This window comes from Salinicoccus jeotgali (assembly GCF_039538805.1).
GTDB classification, from domain to species: Bacteria; Bacillota; Bacilli; order Staphylococcales; family Salinicoccaceae; genus Salinicoccus; species Salinicoccus jeotgali.
In genome coordinates, this window is record NZ_BAABCK010000017.1 from 42,552 (window position 1) to 62,089 (window position 19,538).

The window sequence follows — 19,538 nt, forward strand, 5'->3', positions numbered from 1 at the left end:
AACACCCTGATTTTAGAGAAGATGTGTAGGAAATCATTTAAAACGAATAGGAGCTGTCTGATAATGAAAACGAATTTTGATTTGGTGGTAGTCGGTACAGGGCCCGCTGCATCCTCTACAGCAATGAAATGCAGGGAAGCGGGATGGGAAGTGGCCATGATAGATTCTCGGCCCTACGGAGGCACTTGTCCTTTAAGAGGATGCGATCCAAAAAAAGTTCTGGTAGGGGCGGCAGAGATGATTGACGGTGTGGAACGAATGAGCAGCAAAGGCGTGGTGCCCGGTGCAACCATCAACTGGTCCGAACTGATGGCGTTCAAGCGGACATTTACAGAACCGGTGCCCGACGGAACAGTCAAGAAGCTGCATAAGGCAGGGATCCATACGTTCCATGGACGGGCATCATTTGCAGATGAAGAAACGATTCAAGTTGGAGAAGATCAGCTTACAGGCAAGCACATTCTGATTGCGAGCGGTGCAAAGCCGGTCGAGCTGCCAATCGAAGGGATTGAGCATCTGACATACAGTGATGAGTTTCTGGAACTCGATGCCTTGCCTGAAAAAATAATTTTTGTCGGTGGCGGATATATCTCATTCGAATTCGCCCACATCGCAGCCCGTGCCGGCGCTGAAGTGCACATCATCCAACGTGGGGCGCAGCCACTTAAGAACTTTGATCCGGAGCTTGTCGACCTGCTGGTGAAAAGTTCTGAAGAAAACGGTATTCAGATCCACCTGGACACAGAAGTCAAATCCATTGAAAAGACAGGGGCGGCCTTTACGGTCGAAGGCATTAAAGAGGACGAATCCTTCAAACTGGACGGCGATCTCGTCGTCCATGGCGCAGGCCGTGTCCCTGAAATCGATGATTTGAACCTTGAAAAGGGAAATGTGGATTGGGAGAAAAAAGGCGTCTCCGTCAATGAATATCTACAGAGTGTCAGCAACCCCCGCGTGTATGCAGCGGGAGATGCAGCCGCGACAAAAGGGCTGCCCTTGACTCCGGTCGCCTCCATGGAAGCACAAGTCGTGACTGCCAATCTACTCGGCGGCAATCAGCGCACACCAAACTACGACGTGATGCCAAGTGTTGTATTTTCACTGCCCAAACTCTCGGCAGTAGGGTTATCGGAAGAAGCGGCCAGAGAACAAGGGTACAACGTCAGAGTCAATAAAATTGATACTTCGGAATGGTACACCTACAAGCGGACAAATGAAAGGTACGCAATGGTTAAAATCATCATCGATGAAGATTCCGATCAGGTGCTCGGCGCCCACCTGCTCAGCCGGGAAGCGGATGAACTCATCAATCATTTCGCCACAGCGATCCAGTTCAAGCTGAAGACAGAGGACCTTAAACAGATGACGTATGCCTATCCTACCGCTGCTTCTGATCTCGGTTCCATGCTTTAAAAAACTGAATCTGTTCCAATATAAAAAAATCATCAAACATGAATCTCCCCCAACCTACCTTTGTAGATTAGGGGAGATTTGTTTTTTATTTCTGCAGATTAACCAGCTGCTTCTTATCTTCCAGTTGATTGAGACGTGACGCCATCGCTTTCGATGCACTATGCAGTTTCTTCTACAGTTTATTATGATATAATGCGCAGAGGATTTCAGTGACATCAAAATGATTACGAGGTGGATAAATGGACTGGTTTTTCTTCGATTATATATTTGATACTTATATTCTCAGCATCATCACTACAGTCATCATCATTTTAAACATTCTGCTGGCGATCAGCCTTGTCTTTCTTGAACGGCGCAATGCACAAAGCCTTTGGGCATGGTTGCTGATTCTATTCTTCCTGCCCATCATAGGGTTCATCCTGTACATGCTGTTTGGCCGCACCATATACAGGAAAAGCATATTCGCCATTCCAGAAGATAAGAAATTGGGCATGTCCCATCTTGTTGAAAATCAACTGGAATCCCTGGAGGATGGATCATTTAAGTTTCCGAACGAAACCACAAAAAAATATCACCAGATGATCCACATGCTGCTCTATAACGACCAGTCCTTCCTGACGACGAACAACAGCATCCAGACATTTACAAACGGCCGGGATAAATTCGATTCCCTGCTTGAAGACATCCGCAACGCAACAGACCACATCCACTTCCAATACTATATCCTAAAATTGGATGGCATCGGCCAGACGCTCTATGATGCGCTGCTCGAAAAGCAGAAGGAAGGCGTCACGGTCAAAATCCTTTATGATGACATGGGGTCCCGTGGCCTTAATCTAAAAAGTTTTGGCACGCTCAAAAAAGAAGGCGGGGACGCCAAATCATTCTTCTCCAGCATATTTCCATTAATCAATCCACGTGTGAACAACCGTAACCACCGAAAGATTGTCGTGATTGATGGGAAGATCGGATACGTTGGTGGATTCAACGTAGGCGATGAGTATTTGGGACGGGATAAGAAGTTCGGCTTCTGGCGCGATACGCATTTAAAACTACAGGGGAATGCGGTCAGATCGCTTCAACTTCGTTTCCTCCTGGATTGGAATTCGCAGCCTGGCGGAGATCGCATAGACAATGAAGATCGCTATTTCCCTGAAATACCCTCCCACGGTGAAAAACCGATCCAGATCGTCACCAGTGGACCTGATGAGGAATGGGAGCAGATTAAATATGGATATATGCAAATGATACACAGCGCTAAAGACTCCATATATATCCAAACACCCTATTTCATCCCAGACCAAGCCTTCTTCGAAGCATTGAAAATTGCCATTTTAAGTGGGGTCAAGGTCCACCTTATGATTCCAAGCTTCCCGGACCATCCCTTCGTCTATTGGGCAACATATTCCAATGCCGGCACACTGGTCAAAATGGGCGCAACCGTCCATACTTATGAAAAAGGCTTCAACCACCAGAAGGTCGTTATGGTGGATGATGAAGTCCTCAGCATCGGTACAACGAATGTAGACGTCAGAAGCTTCTCATTGAACTTTGAAGTCAATGCCTTCATATATGATAAAGAACAGGCCAAGCATTACCGTGAGATATACGAAGCTGATATTCAGGATGCCACTCTGCTCACTGAAGAAAAATATAAAGCCCGCAGCAATTGGATCAAAGTGAAAGAAGGATTCGCGCAGCTTGTGTCGCCAATACTTTAGAAGTACGATTATAAAAAACTTAATAACATTAATAAGCACCCCTGAAGTTGAATGTCAGAACTCAACTTTAGGGGTGCTTTCATATACTTAGAAATCCAATCAATTAACATTGTCTTTATTCTTCTCAGGTTTAAAGTCGATGACTTCCTTGGCGATCATGCCAAGCATGCTGACCATTACGCCAACCCCTACCACCAAGTACATCATGGTGAATATCTTCCCTGAATTGGTGACGGGTGCCATACCTATATCCACGCTGCTCGGCACCAGACTCACCACTCCAAAGTAGATCGCATCCAACACGCCCCACCCTTCTACGCCAGTATAAAATAATGTCCCCGACAAAAGAATCAGGAAGAGCGTGAACAATAAGGATTTAAACGCCGGACGTGCGAATGCTTTGCCGATGGCTTTCAATAAGCGTAATGCGGTTAAAAAGAATGAAATCATATTTTTATATTATCTCCATTTTAAGTTTCTGTTCCCTGTTAAAGTAAACACGTAAGTACCTTCTTGCGTTGATTGGCGAGATGGAAATGATAATGTATCATGATTTAATAATTAAATGCTTTGCAAAACTTAATTTTTTATCTTCTCATAGCTTGATCAATTACTTTTTGTTCAACTGACAATATGCCGTCCATTTCCTCTAATAAATCAAGCGCTTCCTCAGGTGTTAAATAAGCTTTATGGTAACAGGCGATATGCCATTTGCTTTTTTGAGGAATATCTTTTTTAACATACCAGTCCGCTATTTTAGGTCTTAAAAATTCTTTATACCCTGGATATCCAAATTCTAACGATGTTTCTTTAGCAATTAAAGTATGTAGTATAGCATGTTCAACAATATCACAGAACACCAAGTTTTCTTTTTTATGGTATTCAAAAGGTATATTTTGTCTCCTTATGAATCCCCCATTTGTCATATTTAAATACTTGTTTTCCGAAATGTGATGACACTCTAACCCCTCAAGCGATCTCGAAAACTTCCCTTTTGCAATACTTTTTATTTCTCCATTTAAGAATCGCCCATACGATTTTTCTCTATAGTAATCGTCTTCTGCTGCACCATATTTATCAAGCAGAAATTCTACTGCTTCATTATAGGTTTTAGAAAGCAAAGCAAAATACTCGTCTTTTTTTCCCATTTTTAATTCTCACCTCGTTTTATTACATAAATTCCACATAATCACTCATGTTTATAGCAAAATCCATCAACTCTTGTGGAACCTGATATATTCTTCATTATAGAGCATTATATCCTTTTTCTTATTGCTGAAGCCGTGCTTCCGCCTTTTAGTTCCCAACATTTTAAATATAAAGTTGTTATTCACATAAATAATAACATATTAGATTATAATGAAGCCTTCCGCTATAATAGTTCTTCTTTTTATTAATAAGGACGTATCATTATCGGATATTCAATAGGAAATCAATAATTTAGAGACCCTTTATAATAAAGGGCCTCTTTAAGGATGTCGTCACAATATAATTAAAATACATATTTTCAAAAATCACTCTGATCAGCAATCAATGTAGCCTATTCAATCATATTTCATTTTTATTTTGGGAATTACTTTAGGAAGTTCCTTCGTTAACTCCATATTATGCTGTAATTGATTTTTTCCTAATGGCTGTTCAGCTTTCGAAAAATCTGACATTCTTGTTATCTCATGAATAAAAGGCACATCATCAGGCTTTGTTTTTGAGTACTCTTCTACCGACTTCTCAAAAATATTCCAATCCATCCCCCAATTTTTGGAGATTTCATAGATTGCTTGTTTCTTTTTGTTATTCTTCCATTCATTAAATGCCTCATCAAACCTTATATTTGTCGGTACATGACCTGGTTCCAATTCTGTTGTGACAAATTCTTTTATCAATTCAGCTTTTTCATAATCTCCTAAATCACTTAATTCTTGAATCTGTTGGTAGATGATACGTAGTGTTTCAGCATCGACTTGTTGCCTACCCTCAGAAGATTTGGTCTTCTCACCAATCAATTCAAGAATATGGTTGGCATCAATAACTTGTGTACGCACAAGTTTTGTCTTACCAAGAAGGGGCGTTACAGCTTCTGTCTCATCTGGAGGCTCCCCTTCCTCAAAAACCAGGTTCCTGTAAGCGCCTATATATTTTAGCCATGTATTTTCATCTATGCCAAAATCGTCATTACGCCATTCAAATTGATAGTACTGTTCTACCACCTGCATTTGTTTTGCGACTTGTTTAAATGCTTTTATAAAATCATTTTTGGCGTCTTCATCATTTTGAAATTCTTGCCATGTGGTAGGATCGGTCATCTTTGTCTTCATTTCACTCATTGCTATATTTAATTTTTCTACAGCTGTTTTGTAGTCGTCGACAATGGCTTTGCTGCTTGTACCACCTGTACCATAAAGCCTCAGTGCCTCGTCAACTTTCTCCTCTGTAATCCTTGGGTACTGGAAGTTTATAATCGAGCCAAATTCTTTGTCAGGGCCATGAACACGATTTGTTCGGGAATAGGCTTGAATCAGTCCATGCAATTCAAGAGACCGATCTACATATAACGTGTTTAAAAGTTGGGAGTCATATCCGGTCAGAAGCTGTTCTACCACAATCAGAAGATCAATATTTTTTCTACTCCGTCCGCTTCCTCCCCGACTCCCACGGGTCACGACATCTTCGTAATAAGCTTTTTCACCATGCTGCAAATCATCTTTTCTGAATTTGACCCCTGTAAAAGAAGCATAGTCATTAAACATCCAATCCACTACATCAGGGTCGACAGGGTTACGTTCTTCGTCCCCACCAAAACTGAATGTCAACGCAATATTTAATGGTCTGTCCATAGGCTCCATTTGATTTTTAAATTCTTCGAAATATTTAATAGCATGTTTTTTTGATCGGGTTGTTAAAATAGCGTTGAACTTTCTTCCTTGTGATTGCCCTTCCCAATTAGAAAGGATTTCAGTCACTACCCTTGGAATGTGAGTCTTATCGTTATACTGTAATATTTTCCTTTTGCTGGCGTCCTTTTCAACCTGCAATTCAGATAGTCCTTGGACGGAACGTTCAATATCTTTGCCTTGTCTATCTGGCTTTTTTAATTTCTCGTCCTCAATTATCATATCCCTTAAACTTTCGTAACTCTCAAATTCGCCTGTATTGATATAATCCACATGGAACCCCAATACATTACCATCAGAAATTGCTTCATCTATCGTGTACTTATGGAGTTCGGGACCAAACAATTTTTCTGTCGTATCGATGAGTTGACTATGCTGGTCAATCATTCCAGTCGATTTATTTTCCTCATATAATGGCGTGCCAGTATATCCAAAGAACAATCCATTCTTTTTAAAATAATTCTTGATTGTAGCCATCATGCTTCCCATCGTTGTCCGATGCGCTTCGTCAATGATGAATACTATTCTTTTCTGGCTCAACCTATCATTTTGATTCTCAATCAATTCATTTACCAGGTTGTTCAACTTGTACGTGGTTGTGACAACAATGCCACGGGCAGATGAATGCAGAGTTTTTCTGAGTTGATATGTATGCTGGGTGTCGTCTACAGAGACTGGTTCATAAGCGGCATATGCTTTAAAATTCTCACTCGTACGTTGATCCAACTCTCTCCGATCAAGCAAAAAAACGACCTTGTCGTATGCTCCGCGAGTTGATAAAAACAAAGCGGTCTTAAAGCTTGTGATGGTTTTACCAGATCCTGTGGTATGCCAAACATACCCTCCATGCGATAACCCCTCGTCATTATCCCAACCAAAAGCCGCTGCTTCAACAGCTTGCAGGGCATGAACCTGATAAGGACGCATGAGCATGTGACGTTGATTGTGCTCCTCTAGTGATTCATCAATCACCAGGTAGTCTCCGACCATTTGATGAGCCATGGGTATCATAAGAAATTGGCTGATGATCTCTTCCCAATCATTGACTGGTATATTGTTTTTATCGGCCCAGTGGAAGACAAAGGCAGGATTAAATTCATGGATAGACTTCGGCGTCGCAAAATAGCGTGTTGCCACTTCCGAAGTCGTCACCATCATTTGTGAAAACACCATGAAGTTATGCGTGTATTCGCCATCTTGATAATAGCGTTTAAATTGTCTGAACGCTTCGTCCAAAGTTTTATCAGAGCGCTTTTGTTCAATATTAATAAGCGGCAGTCCATTGATCAGCAGGATTAAATCGAAGCGATTGCCATTGGGACTTTCGACTTCACGGGCAATTTTATAGCTTGAGTCTCCCCCACTCACCTCAGCTTTTTTGAATATCGTCAGTGTGATTTGTTCTCTCGTTACATTCTCGTGGGCATCCCGATAAATCCCATCAATCTTCCCTTTAGAAGCTTCCATCGCAAGTAGTTTTGAAGCTTCAAAACTATTCGATATCTGATTCACCTTGGTCATCACTTGTTGGAACTCATCATCAGTCAAAGGCACTCCCTCTAACTGATCCGCATTAATACGGTTGAGTTCGTTACGCCAATTCGCCACTAGATCATCCACAGTGACTCTTTGTTTATTCCCGTTTAAAGAGTCTGGTGCCATCCACTTAAATTTTTTTAGCTCTGCCACAAATTTCTCTTGGAAATTATGCTCTGACGCATTTTTGCCTGTCCTACGCATGTCATCCCTCCTTTACACAAACATCTCATGTAAGTACGCTTGTTTAGTTGCTTTGAGCTTTTCTAGTTTTTGTTCATGCGTTTTAATCATGTCATCAAGATGTTTGAAGAACTCACCAATTTTTTGTTGTTCTTTATAATCTGGTATTTTGATTTGAATACTTTTTAATATTTCTGCATTTAGTTTTGCTCTCCCTCCTCCTACCAACCACTTTGATATATCCATAGATTTCATTCTCGATACTAAGAATAAGTTATCAACAATATCTGCTTTTCCTTTAACTACATGCGCATGATTATTGACCCATACTTTGCCATTTACATATATAACTGGATAATTTGTTAAATCATTGGCGCCGTCTTCAGCAATTAAAACAAATTCTCCATTATGAGTACTTCCTTTAACGTAATCTTGTATTCCATTAGCACCGTAATATGGGGTGTAACCTATTATTCTTTTTGAAGCAGTGACTGGAATTCTCAAATTATTATGCATGTTAATTATGTTTTCAAACTTAGAACTAATCCATTTCTCCGTAAACCCTTCAAACCTTCTTTTCGGTACACTTTCACCTTCTGTAGGGAACATTTCAGCAAGATAAGCTGACTTTAAGTCTTCTATTTTATCAATTTTTTGTTGCTGTAGAGCAATCATTTCATCAAGATATTTGAAGAACTCACCGATTTTTTGTTGTTCTTCTTTTGATGGAACACTAATTAAGCTATTTAAAATCCTTTGTGGAGATGAATGTTTTACAGTTGTTCCTGAAGCTGTCATAACAATTTGATTATGATAATTTTTGGTACATAATAAATTAAACAAGTAACTCTTATCTAAATCGTAATTCACTAACTTTCCAAGACGTTGATTATGTAAATATACATTACCGTCATCAGGAATTATAGCCGGAAACCCTAAAGTTTGAGCTGTTGGTGTTAAATCTGTCATTGTAACAAATATATCTCCAGGTTTCATTGCTGTTTTTTTTGGATAATCTGCAAGCTCATCATAATAATGGCCTTTATCTATCTGAAATCCTCCACCTACATTAATATTTCCAGGTGTCAGTACAATTTTTTTTGTAACATTAGATTGAAAATATTCACTTTTAAAAGCATGTCCATTTTCTAATTCAACATATTCTTTGACCTTACATATTTTCCATTCCGTATTAAACCCTTCAAACCTTCTCTTTGGTACTAATTGCTCTTGCTTAATCATCCACTCACCACCATTTGTGCCATCATGACTTCAAGTTCTTTTTCTAACTCTTCACTTTCTGCTTCTAAGGCATCCAGTGTATCTGAATAACGGTCTTGTAGTTGTTCTAAGACTACGAGTTCTTCAGTTAATGGGATTTCAAGCAGACGATTGACTTTCGAAATGACTGAACCAAACCATTTTTCATACATTAATGTGTCGATTTCTTCATCTGTTAGTGTTTCTATACGAGTTTCGGTCATTTCTTTTAACTCTGTTTCTAATTTCTTAACGTCTCGATTAAGTTTTGTACGTTCATTTAATAACTCTTCTATATTTTTAAGTAATGCATGATCCGTGCTCTCTTTTTCAACTGCTTTCAGCTCATTTCTGACTGAGCCGATTAAAAATGCATCTTCCTTTTCGTTTAGAGTATCGCTTAACGCAATTTCTTCATCACTCTCTTCAACTTTAGCCGCTTCAACAAGTTCTGTTAGTTCTGACTCAACCTCTTGAAGCCTCGTCTCTTTGGTTTCAATATTCACCAATTCTTCGTTATACAAAGTCGTTCTAATGAGGTCATTGGGTACTATGCTGCCGATCCATCCGTCCTGTTCTTCACGCTTCTTATTGCCTGAGCCTTTTGTTACTATATTCGGCACGCGTTTACGGCCTTTTTCATAAAAATCGCTTACTGCAATGATTTCTGCGTCCTCAGTTAATGTTTCACTCCAAATGTCAGCAATAATTTGGTAACCGTCATATTCATCTATATAGTCGAATTCTGATAAGATTTCTTTAATTTCATCGAGCATTGCTTCTCGAATCGCTTTAATGTCATTGACGTCGTTCACTGATTTGAGTAATTCCCAATACTTATCCTGATACGATTTAATTCTGCCTTCTAATGATTTAGATTTTTCCAATACAGCATTATCTTCTAAAACACTTTCCTTTAATACATCAATGTCATGCTTTAGCTGAACATAACCGGTCCGTACCTCTTCCAAGGCGTTTTCGATTACATGCGGCACCGTTGATTGGAGGACATGCAGATCTTTAATGTTTTTATACGGTATACCGCCAAATAGATGGGCATCCACATCATGTGGAATTTCTTCATCAACCGATTCGATGTAGCGTGGAATATTTAAGTTATATTCATTTTCAATAATCTCTTCGCGTGTCGCCAGATGACTATATCCTTTTGTTTCACTACGCTTTACATAAGTATCAACGAGTCTGGCTATGTCTTTTTCCCTCAATACATTCTGTTTACCTTCCTTAGTGAAAGTATGGGAGGCATCAATCACCAGAACAGGTGCATCGAGCGCTCTATTTTTCTTTAGGATGATGACAGTGACAGGAATGCCTGTATTGGTAAATAATTTATCCGGCAACCCAATGATGGTATCGATATAATTTTTCTCTAAAAGTCGTTTTCGGATTTGGCCTTCTGTTCCACCCCTGAACAACACGCCATGGGGCAATACGATCGCCATCGTTCCCTCTTGACCCAAGTGATACAAGCCATGCAGCAAGAAAGCATAATCTCCTTTAGAGTCAGGAGGTAACACGCCTGCCACTTCAAATCTTGGATCACTGACTTTTAAATCTGATTGGTTCCAGTTCTTTACGGAATAGGGTGGGTTCATAACGACAGCATCAAACTGCACACCTTCACTCGGCTGATCTGGGTCTTCTGGCCAGTCTTCTGCCAGAGTATCTCCGTTACGGATTGTCATACGTTCAGGACGCACGCCGTGCAGCAATAGATTCATACGCGTTAAATTATAGGTCGCTGTGTTTTTTTCCTGACCATAATAATTCAATAATTTCTGGTCGTCTTTCAAGAGATGGTTCCTCGCAGTTAACAATAAAGAACCCGAACCAACAGTCGGGTCATATATTGAATTAATATTCGAAGATTGAGCGACTATTTGAGCCATTACTTCACTGACTTGCCTAGGTGTATAGAATTCCCCTGCCTTCTTACCGGATTCCATAGCGAACTGACCGATCAAGTATTCATAGGCATCTCCCAATACATCTCTTTTTTGCAGAGCCACCATGTCCAAGTCAGCAAATAACAATATGAGTTTTTTAATATTTTTACTGCGCTCGTTTAAGGTGCTGCCTAGAGCGGTATTTGATAAATCCAATGTGGAGTTTGAAAACAACCCTTTGAAGTCATCTGAATCTCCACTCACTGCGATAGTCCGCTCAAAATTATTTAAGCTATCAATTACTTTCTGGACTTCGAAGTCCCCATTATTGATATCTGCCATCCAATTTTGATAAAGGTATTCCGGTAAAACATAATACCCTAACACATTGCCAATCATATTGGTCAATTGTTCCCCATATTCTTGATGCGCTTCGCGATATGATTCCACAAGCTTCATTTTATCTGATTCGGTTTCTCCACTCGTATCTTTAAACGTTTCCAGCGTCTGATCACTTAGAAATTTATAGAACATCAACCCAAGCATGTAATCCTTATAGCGGCTGGCATCCATTGAACCTCTCAAATCATTTGCGCCATCCCATAGTCTTCTTTTTATCTCATCTGATGTAATCATTTGAATTCTCCTTGAATATTAATTTCTAATTTTAATTTAATATCTCTATATTAACATTGCTCCATATATATGTTTAAAGCATTTAATAATCCATCCTTCATTTCTTGCATTTGATTTGTTGCAAGTTATTACCATTGTACTATATATGGAATTAGGTTAAGAGTGGCTCTATTGATTTTAACAAAGGAATTTCCAGCCTTTTCAACGTTTCAGGTGATTAAACTGGAGTGTATTTAAGCTTAACCGTAAATATAACCCGTATGGTAAGATGAAAAAAAGACCATCATGCTGAGGAGGCACTCAATGAATAATTATCAGGATAAAAACTTTTTCTTTGTAGGTACGACTATTAGCGAAGTTGATTATACGGATGAATTCATCAACAATAATAAGTGGCAGCTTGGTTGGGAAGGCAATGAAGAGGAACCGCAATATAAAACGATGCGGACTTACTATGACCAAATGAGTGAAGGTGACTATATCGTACTTAAGTCTACCTACACCCGTAAACACGACCTCCCATTTTTCAATCCTAACAATGTACATACTTCAGTCATGAGCATAAAGGCAGTTGGAATCATTAAAAACAATCTCGGAGATGGTCATACTGTAGAAGTCGACTGGCTCAAAGATTATCGGAACACTAAAAAGGAATGGTTGTTCTATACACAAAGACAAGCCATCTGGATGATTGATTATAAAGATTATTGGAACAGTCTATTGATAGAGTTTGCAATAAATGATGTTGAGCAGGATTATAGTGTTTTCCTACATGATGAGTATTGGCGAGATAAATATTTCACTGAGGCGCAATACGAAGAATATAAAAACTCGCATGAGAATAATATGTATGACTGGATTGATTTTTATCATTCCTTTGCTGATAAGCTGCGAAATTATGTCAACGATAGAAAAACATTGATCGAAAAAATTAAGCGTACTTATGATGAAATAGGAATGAAACTTCCCAGACTCGAAAGAGAGTATGACCTGACTGATATCGATCCATTCACCATCTTTGGTTTGTTCAACAAAGGAATCACCGACAAGAACAGAATCAAAATTATAAATGGCTTCAAGGAGACGTTCTCAATTGAACAACCCACCCCGAAATCATTCGCAGGTGTGCCTGTTGTCGTGAACATGGCCGCGACTTTCTATTATTTCAAGGGAGATAGAGAAGATGGGGACATAGACAACCTATGGCAGGTATTCATTGCTGCTTTGGATTATGATCAAGACCCCACTGAAACACATAAAGAAGCATTCATCCAAGCTTTTGATACAGTTACGAATCAACAAGGAATCAAGTGGAATATAACAATGGGCCTTTACTGGATACGTCCATACGCATTCATTAACTTAGATAGCGTAAATAGAGATTTTATAGCGCATTCAAAGAATATATCAACTGAATTCAATAAGAAGTTCAGCACCCTTAAGAAAGTGCCAACAGGAAACGAGTACATTGACATCATAAAAACAGCCCAGGATTCTTTCGAAAGTGGCAACTACAAATATCGCAGCTTCCCTGAGCTTTCATTACACGCATGGTTATCTTTAAGTGAGTCAGATGAAGAGGCAGTTGTAAGTGCTGAAGTTCCCCATACTAAAGCGGCAGATATTCCCAAGTCCGAATATGCCGAAAAGCTAATCTCTGCCAAAAATGTGATTTTAAGGGGTGCGCCTGGCACCGGTAAAACATACCTCGCACGAAATATTGCAGCAGAGATTGCGAGCGGCGGGGAAACACTCTCATATAAGTCGCTCGATCAGAACCATCAACACAATATAGAATTTATACAGTTCCATCCAAGTTATGACTACACGGATTTCGTGGAGGGATATAGACCCACTATTGATGCTAAGACAGGAGAAATGCATTATGAAATCATTCCCGGGGTCTTTAAGAAATTTATTAAAAAGGCTATAGTAGGCAAAAACAGCGGAGAGAAATTCGTTCTGATCATTGACGAAATCAATCGTGGGGAAATCTCAAAAATATTTGGAGAACTGTTCTTTGCGATCGATCCGGGGTATCGGGGTGAAGAAGGTAAGGTCAAAACCCAATACTCTTCCATAAATGCTGTGGATGATTTCCTATATGTACCAGAAAATCTATATATCATCGGGACTATGAATGATATCGACCGCAGTGTGGAAAGTTTTGATTTTGCGATGCGGAGACGATTCCGCTTCATAGAAATAACTGCTGAAACTCAAGCGGATATGCTGATAGATAATCTTACTGATCATGAAAATGCCATCAAGCATATGCATAGATTGAATGATGCGATATCTGAAGTAGAAGGCTTGAACAGTCATTATCACATTGGTCCCAGCTATTTCCTGAAGCTTAAAGATATTAATTATGATTATGGTTTATTGTGGCAAGATTATCTCGAACCATTACTCGAAGAGTATGTTCGTGGATTCTTTGATGAACAGAGTATACTGTCTGACCTCAAGGCAGCCTATGATGGTGATCACGTGGAGTACGACTATGAAAACTAAGGACAATACAATGACTACATCGGCTGATGTGAGCATCAGTAAAGCATTCATAGATAAAATCGCCAATAAGGATATTGAGGAACTTGAGACTTCAAACTTATTTTTATTTCCACCAAAAGTCAGTGAATCTGATGATTTGGATGCATCTCGTTTTGTAATGATGGCGAATACTGACGACATCAGAACCACAAACGTGATGGGCGTTATCGGCTATAAAAATGAACGACTCTTCATCGGTTCAAGATTCGATTCAGAAAATGATTACTTCTTTTATTATATGCTGAAAAAAGTTTTGAATATGAACGTCATCGATACTGAGGTTAATATGCAAGCTCAGAATGGTTTCTTAGAGCTGCTCATTCCCCTCTTCCCCAAATTTTTAAATAACGCAATGAAAAAAGGACTTTATAAGGAATATAAAGTGCATCATCATAATGACACTAACATCAAAGGCGCCATTGATTTCAAAAGACACTTAAAAAAGAACACCCCTTTCTTAGGGAAAGTGGCCTATAATACACGGGAATTCAGTTATGAAAACCATATGATCCATTTGATCAGATATACGATAGAATTCATTAAAAGAAGACGTGACTTGAGAAAAGTCCTCTACATGAATGACACTACAAAAGAAAATATACGCGTCATTGAAGAAAATTCACTGCAATTCGATTCCGAGCATATGTCGAAGATTATCCATCAGAACATCAGGAAACCAATACGGCACGGATATTTCTTTGAATATCAAGCTTTACAGAGGTTGTGCATTGCGATACTGAGAATACAATCCTCTCATTTCAGGAAGCACTCAAATAATGAAGTCTATGGCATCCTATTTGACGGGGCTTGGTTGTTTGAGGAGTATGTAAATACAATAATCGGAGATCAATTTCTGCACCCTCAAAATACGAAAGGCCTTGGACGCCATTATCTCTTCAATGCTGGCAATGGACTGATTTACCCCGATTTTATAAGTAGGAATGAGATGCAACCGAGAGTCGCAGATGCTAAGTATAAGCCTAATAGAAACATTCATGGCCGAGACTACTTACAGCTTGTCGCTTACATGTATCGCTTTGAAGCAGCTGAGGGGTATTTCATCTATCCTTTCCAGGAAACGTTAAATAATAATGAAGACAAAACATTGTCCTTATTAAGCGGCATAGAAAAAGCTTCAATAAGAGAACCTAGAATAAATATAATTAAATCAGGCATTCGAATCCCGAGCCAAGCGCGTGATTTTAAGAACTTTGAAGAAAATATGATGGAAGAAGAAGTGAAATTAAGAAATAGGATAATCACTCCTATTCCTTCTATTTGATGAAGCGTTCTATCCTTTACTCTTTAGAATGTGTTTTTGTTGACTGTGCATGAAACTATTCTATATCACGAATAAAAGTTAATTTAAAAACTCCAAGAATGTTATTTATTAACTGTCCATTAGTCAAGTTACAGTTCACTTTCACTAAAAATAGTATTATAATGAGTGAAACAATAGTTATAAAAGGGGGTATCCTGAGAAGAGTGAAAAAGTTATTTCAAACACTTAGTCAACCAGGGTACACACTTGCCTTTATTCTCGCTTTAGTGACATGCATATCTATATTCTTTCCTGATGCAATAGAAAATCGAAGCAATTTGGTGATATTCTGTTTAATTCTCGCTTTAATACTATTAATATTATATACAGATGTTATTAACCAGACCAATCGTGACTTAAATAAAAAAGTAGAAAATCATCATTTAACAATGATTCAAAGTTACGAGAGATTGACTCAATTGGAAACAGAGAAAGCTTATATTAAACTGTTTGAGGACTTTGTAAAATATGATAGCAATCTCTTCAATGTGCAAATGTATAAATATAGCATACATCCAACAAAAAGAAATAAAATTGATGTTCGTATCAATTATGTCGTAGGTTACACCGAAATCGGACACAATCTAAATGTAATGATGCAAGGAAACTATACATTCCTAAAATCCGATTTGAAAAGACTTCATAAAATAATAAATATAAGAAAACACACTAAAGATGACGAGGAATTATTAAATTATCAAGCAAATAAAATAGAAGAGATTAGTAGAATGAAAAAGTTCAAGGATGACTACAACGTTTTTCCACTATTAAATATCATAGAACAACAAGTTGTAAAAGATGCAACGGAAGATTCTCTCACAGGAGCTTATGTCCAGGCCATCAATGATATGGTTTATAATAAATTTGATAACTCTAACCGTAGAACTGAGCTAGTGGAAAGTATTATTAAGAATGAATTTTTAATTAAAAGTATCTTTGATACCTTTGAGTATAAAGGTATCAATAGAAATAAACAGGGCAGAAACTATTATTCTATAATTACTAAGAATATCTTTAATGAGAAAATAATATTTTTATTTACTTTTCATAGCAAAGGCGAAGTTATATATAAAAAAGACCCTGATGAATATTATCACGAATTCCTCTCCCAACTCAGAAACAGAAAATTGATTAATGAATAGGAGGATCTTTATGAATAAAAAAAGAGTAACATACTCAACTAATCCTCATTTGGATGAGCTTATGAAAAGATATGAGAGATTGGGCTATAATGTGTCTAGAGAAGAAATTGAGAAACGTCGTAAAACAATAGAACAAAAAAAACAATATCAGCAGAAAAAAAATGATAAAAAAGAACCATTTATCATCAAATAACATTAAAAACAAAGCAGAGTCATATAACTCTGCTTTGTTCTTTTATAGTGAATCTTTTAATCATTGTAAATCGAGTTCAGAAGTACATAGATGATCTAATTCCTTCTATCCACTATAATTTATTACATTTCTTCTTTTAGTGGTCCGGCTGCTTTAACTTTAATTCTTGTTGCATTACCTGGCAGATAGGCAAGTGGGACATCTTCAAAACTTATTATTTCTGTCTTTCTTTCATCAGCACCAGCCCTCACGGCTTCTTTAATGGCAAATTCTTTGATTTCAGCTATAATTTCTGTACGCTTTGCAGGGTCAACATTGTATATTTTTTCAATTTCTCCACTTATATCAGAAATAGCGGATCCGATTGCATTGGCAACTCCACTATTTTGGGGATTAATTACTTCACTAGCCCCTTCAATCTTCTTTGAAATTAGGGCACTGCCCCCGCCTACTAGAATCACAGGAACTTCTTGTTCACTTGTCTTCATTCTCTCTATCGCTTCTTCAATCATTTCCATAATCCTGTTATAGATACGATCTACTAACTCTTTTTCCAAATACTGAACTTTTTCGGAATCTCCTAATTCAAGTTTACCTTTTGCTACAGCAATATCCGTCACCGTAAGAGTATCTCCACCAAATACTTTTGCCTCTTCTGTTAATTTATATCCAACGCTATCTGGGCCTATTTTGAAATCACCTTCAAATACTTGGACTATAGTGCCCCCGCCGAGACCCAGTGAGTAGATATCAGGCATTCTAAAGTTGGTCTGTACTCCACCCAACTCAACTGAGAGTGAAGATTCCCTCGGGAATCCATTATGAATTACACCTATATCCGTAGTCGTTCCACCTATATCTACTATAATCGCATCTTCATGACTGGAAAGGAAACTGGCACCTCTTAGACTGTTGGTGGGTCCACAGGCTACAGTCAGTATTGGGTATTTAAGAGTATATTCTTTCGACATCAATGTTCCATCATTTTGACAAAAATAAACTTCACATTCCACATTGTTTTTCTCCAGTGCCTTTTGGAATCCTTCTGTCGTACGCTTGGCTACATCGATTATAGCAGCGTTCAATACAGTAGCATTTTCACGCTCAAGTAGGCTGATACTCCCGATTTCAGAAGAAAGCGAAAATGCAACATCTGTTCCAATAATGTCTTCAATTATTTCCTTAGCACGTACTTCGTGCTCTTTATTTACTGGTGAGAATATTGAAGTGATGGCAATAGAATTCACTTTCCCTTTAAGGTTTTCCGCAATATCTTTCAAATGTTCTTCGTCAAGGTCAGTAATCAGATTTCCGTTAAACTCATGGCCCCCTCTCACTTGGTAGATATATTGACCAATGATTTCTTTTAAGTCATCCGGCATACTGTAAATGGGTTCAATCGCTGTTCCAGCTGGTGCCCCAATGCGTATGACCCCCACTTTGTTTAAATTTTTCCGGGTTACTATTGCATTGGTACATTGGGTGGTCCCGAGCATGGCATAATCAATAAGGGACTTGTCTATACCTGAACTAGAAAGCAGCTGTTCTACAGAGGCCACAATACCACTTTCAATATCGTTCGTTGTAGGGTATTTAACCTCAGTGATTACCTCCATATTAGAATCCAGTATTGCACCATCGGTATTAGTTCCACCCACATCAATTCCTAGCTTATATCTCATTTAAAAAGCTCCTATCCTTATTGATTTAGCGTTTCTATTGTTTGATATTCATATTCATAGCCAAAATATGCTGGACCAACTGTTTCTATACCTTTGACAGTTCTCCATTTTGGATCACATGGCATGCCTAAAATCACAACCCGCATACCGAATTTCAATCCTTCAGTTGTAATCGGCATACCAGTTTCAGCATCAAGTACAGTAATGAGATCTGGTGTAAGACATCTAGGTTCATTATCGACTAAGCAGATAAGGTTTTCATTTTGGAAACTAAGCGAGCACTCAGATGATTGATATCGATTCAGACCTTCGAACATAGCCATACCTTTAACGAAACCGCCATCTGTCGCCCGCTCTACATCTTTTATTTTTCCTTCAAATAAAATAAAACCACTTGTTAATTCAACAAGTTCTTCAATCGGATTTTTAGAAGACATTATTATTTCTCCTAATTTTTCTTCGAAGGTTAATGATTTAAGTATAGAAGATTCTTTAACCTGCTTTCCTGTCATCGGGTAGATTGCATTTAATAATGACCCGCCCATAGTCATCGTAGCTGCACGAGCAATCCTTTCTGTCCACATTCCATCTATGGCATTTAGTACTATTGAGTTCTCCTTCTCATCCGCTAAAACCATTGGTGAAGCGTTTATTCCATCCAGATAGTACGTGACCATCTGAAGTTCCGGGAATGCGCGGCCCATTCCATCCGCATCTACTACAGGCAATCCTGCACGAGCTGCGAGAGCGAACGGTAGTAGAGAGTTCACACCACCCGCTTCAATCGGCATAGTTGCTGTAATCTTCTTACCCAGGTAATTTTCCAATTCAGTAAATGCTGTTATGGATTCATTCCCACTTGGAACCTTTTCCACCATGACTGTTGGAGCACCCATCATTGCTGAAGGGACCACCAGATCCTCATCATTCAATTCCTCTGCGCCTATTAATGGAATGGGCCCATATTTTTCAATTGCTTGCAGTACCATCAATTTACCTATAAATGGATCGCCGCCGCCTCCTGTACCTAATAAAGCTGCACCTATTGCCATTTTTTCTATTTCATCTTTCCCAATATAACGCATAATTTCACCCTCTAA

13 protein-coding genes are annotated in these 19,538 nt (G+C 38.6%); 6 read left to right on the forward strand and 7 right to left on the reverse strand.

The features are described 5' to 3' along the window. Positions 1 to 63 precede the first annotated feature (63 nt). Both ABD734_RS04250 and cls read left to right on the forward strand, forming a co-directional pair. On the forward strand, positions 64 to 1,413 hold the full coding sequence (locus ABD734_RS04250; RefSeq protein ID WP_344701732.1) for a dihydrolipoyl dehydrogenase family protein: 1,350 nt from the start codon (positions 64 to 66) through the stop codon (positions 1,411 to 1,413). Between the two features lie 239 nt (positions 1,414 to 1,652). Continuing rightward, on the forward strand, positions 1,653 to 3,134 hold the full coding sequence (gene cls, locus ABD734_RS04255; RefSeq protein ID WP_344701733.1) for a cardiolipin synthase: 1,482 nt from the start codon (positions 1,653 to 1,655) through the stop codon (positions 3,132 to 3,134). 99 nt (positions 3,135 to 3,233) lie between these two features. Here the strand turns inward: cls and ABD734_RS04260 are convergent, their stop codons facing one another. From ABD734_RS04260 to ABD734_RS04280, 5 genes are all read right to left on the reverse strand, one after another. After that, positions 3,234 to 3,584, reverse strand: a complete 351-nt coding sequence (locus ABD734_RS04260; protein WP_344701734.1) for an ion channel — start codon at positions 3,582 to 3,584, stop codon at positions 3,234 to 3,236. A gap of 137 nt (positions 3,585 to 3,721) precedes the next feature. Continuing rightward, positions 3,722 to 4,282 carry an SAV1803-related protein gene (locus tag ABD734_RS04265; protein WP_344701736.1) on the reverse strand — a complete coding sequence of 187 codons (561 nt, stop codon included), beginning with the start codon at positions 4,280 to 4,282 and terminating at the stop codon, positions 3,722 to 3,724. A 396-nt stretch (positions 4,283 to 4,678) separates the two neighbouring features. Further along, positions 4,679 to 7,765 (reverse strand): type I restriction endonuclease subunit R, encoded by a 3,087-nt coding sequence (locus tag ABD734_RS04270; RefSeq protein ID WP_344701738.1) that lies wholly within the window; start codon positions 7,763 to 7,765, stop codon positions 4,679 to 4,681. A 12-nt stretch (positions 7,766 to 7,777) separates the two neighbouring features. Then, a complete protein-coding gene (locus ABD734_RS04275) occupies positions 7,778 to 8,986 on the reverse strand; it encodes a restriction endonuclease subunit S (RefSeq protein ID WP_344701740.1) in 1,209 nt (402 codons plus the stop codon). Continuing rightward, entirely contained in the window at positions 8,983 to 11,547 is a 2,565-nt protein-coding gene (locus ABD734_RS04280; RefSeq protein WP_344701742.1) for a type I restriction-modification system subunit M, read from the reverse strand. The genes ABD734_RS04275 and ABD734_RS04280 overlap by 4 nt, the downstream gene beginning before the upstream one ends. A gap of 303 nt (positions 11,548 to 11,850) precedes the next feature. Here ABD734_RS04280 and ABD734_RS04285 point away from each other — a divergent pair, with 303 nt between their 5' ends. The 4 genes from ABD734_RS04285 to ABD734_RS04300 all read left to right on the forward strand — a co-directional run bounded on the left by ABD734_RS04285 (position 11,851) and on the right by ABD734_RS04300 (position 16,756). Next, on the forward strand, positions 11,851 to 14,061 hold the full coding sequence (locus tag ABD734_RS04285) for an McrB family protein (RefSeq protein ID WP_344701744.1): 2,211 nt from the start codon (positions 11,851 to 11,853) through the stop codon (positions 14,059 to 14,061). Next, positions 14,051 to 15,382 (forward strand): 5-methylcytosine restriction system specificity protein McrC, encoded by a 1,332-nt coding sequence (locus ABD734_RS04290; protein WP_344701746.1) that lies wholly within the window; start codon positions 14,051 to 14,053, stop codon positions 15,380 to 15,382. The genes ABD734_RS04285 and ABD734_RS04290 overlap by 11 nt, the downstream gene beginning before the upstream one ends. 203 nt (positions 15,383 to 15,585) lie before the next feature. Continuing rightward, positions 15,586 to 16,563, forward strand: a complete 978-nt coding sequence (locus ABD734_RS04295) for a hypothetical protein (protein ID WP_344701748.1) — start codon at positions 15,586 to 15,588, stop codon at positions 16,561 to 16,563. Between the two features lie 10 nt (positions 16,564 to 16,573). Continuing rightward, positions 16,574 to 16,756, forward strand: a complete 183-nt coding sequence (locus ABD734_RS04300; protein ID WP_344701750.1) for a hypothetical protein — start codon at positions 16,574 to 16,576, stop codon at positions 16,754 to 16,756. 122 nt (positions 16,757 to 16,878) lie between these two features. Here ABD734_RS04300 and ABD734_RS04305 read toward each other — a convergent pair whose 3' ends face one another. Together ABD734_RS04305 and ABD734_RS04310 are read right to left on the reverse strand one after the other, a co-directional pair. Then, positions 16,879 to 18,438: a hydantoinase/oxoprolinase N-terminal domain-containing protein gene (locus tag ABD734_RS04305; RefSeq protein ID WP_344701752.1), complete on the reverse strand. Its 1,560-nt coding sequence runs from the start codon at positions 18,436 to 18,438 to the stop codon at positions 16,879 to 16,881. Between the two features lie 17 nt (positions 18,439 to 18,455). Next, positions 18,456 to 19,523, reverse strand: coding sequence for an S-methyl thiohydantoin desulfurase family protein (locus ABD734_RS04310; RefSeq protein WP_344701754.1), 1,068 nt, complete (start codon positions 19,521 to 19,523; stop codon positions 18,456 to 18,458). Positions 19,524 to 19,538: the final 15 nt, after the last annotated feature.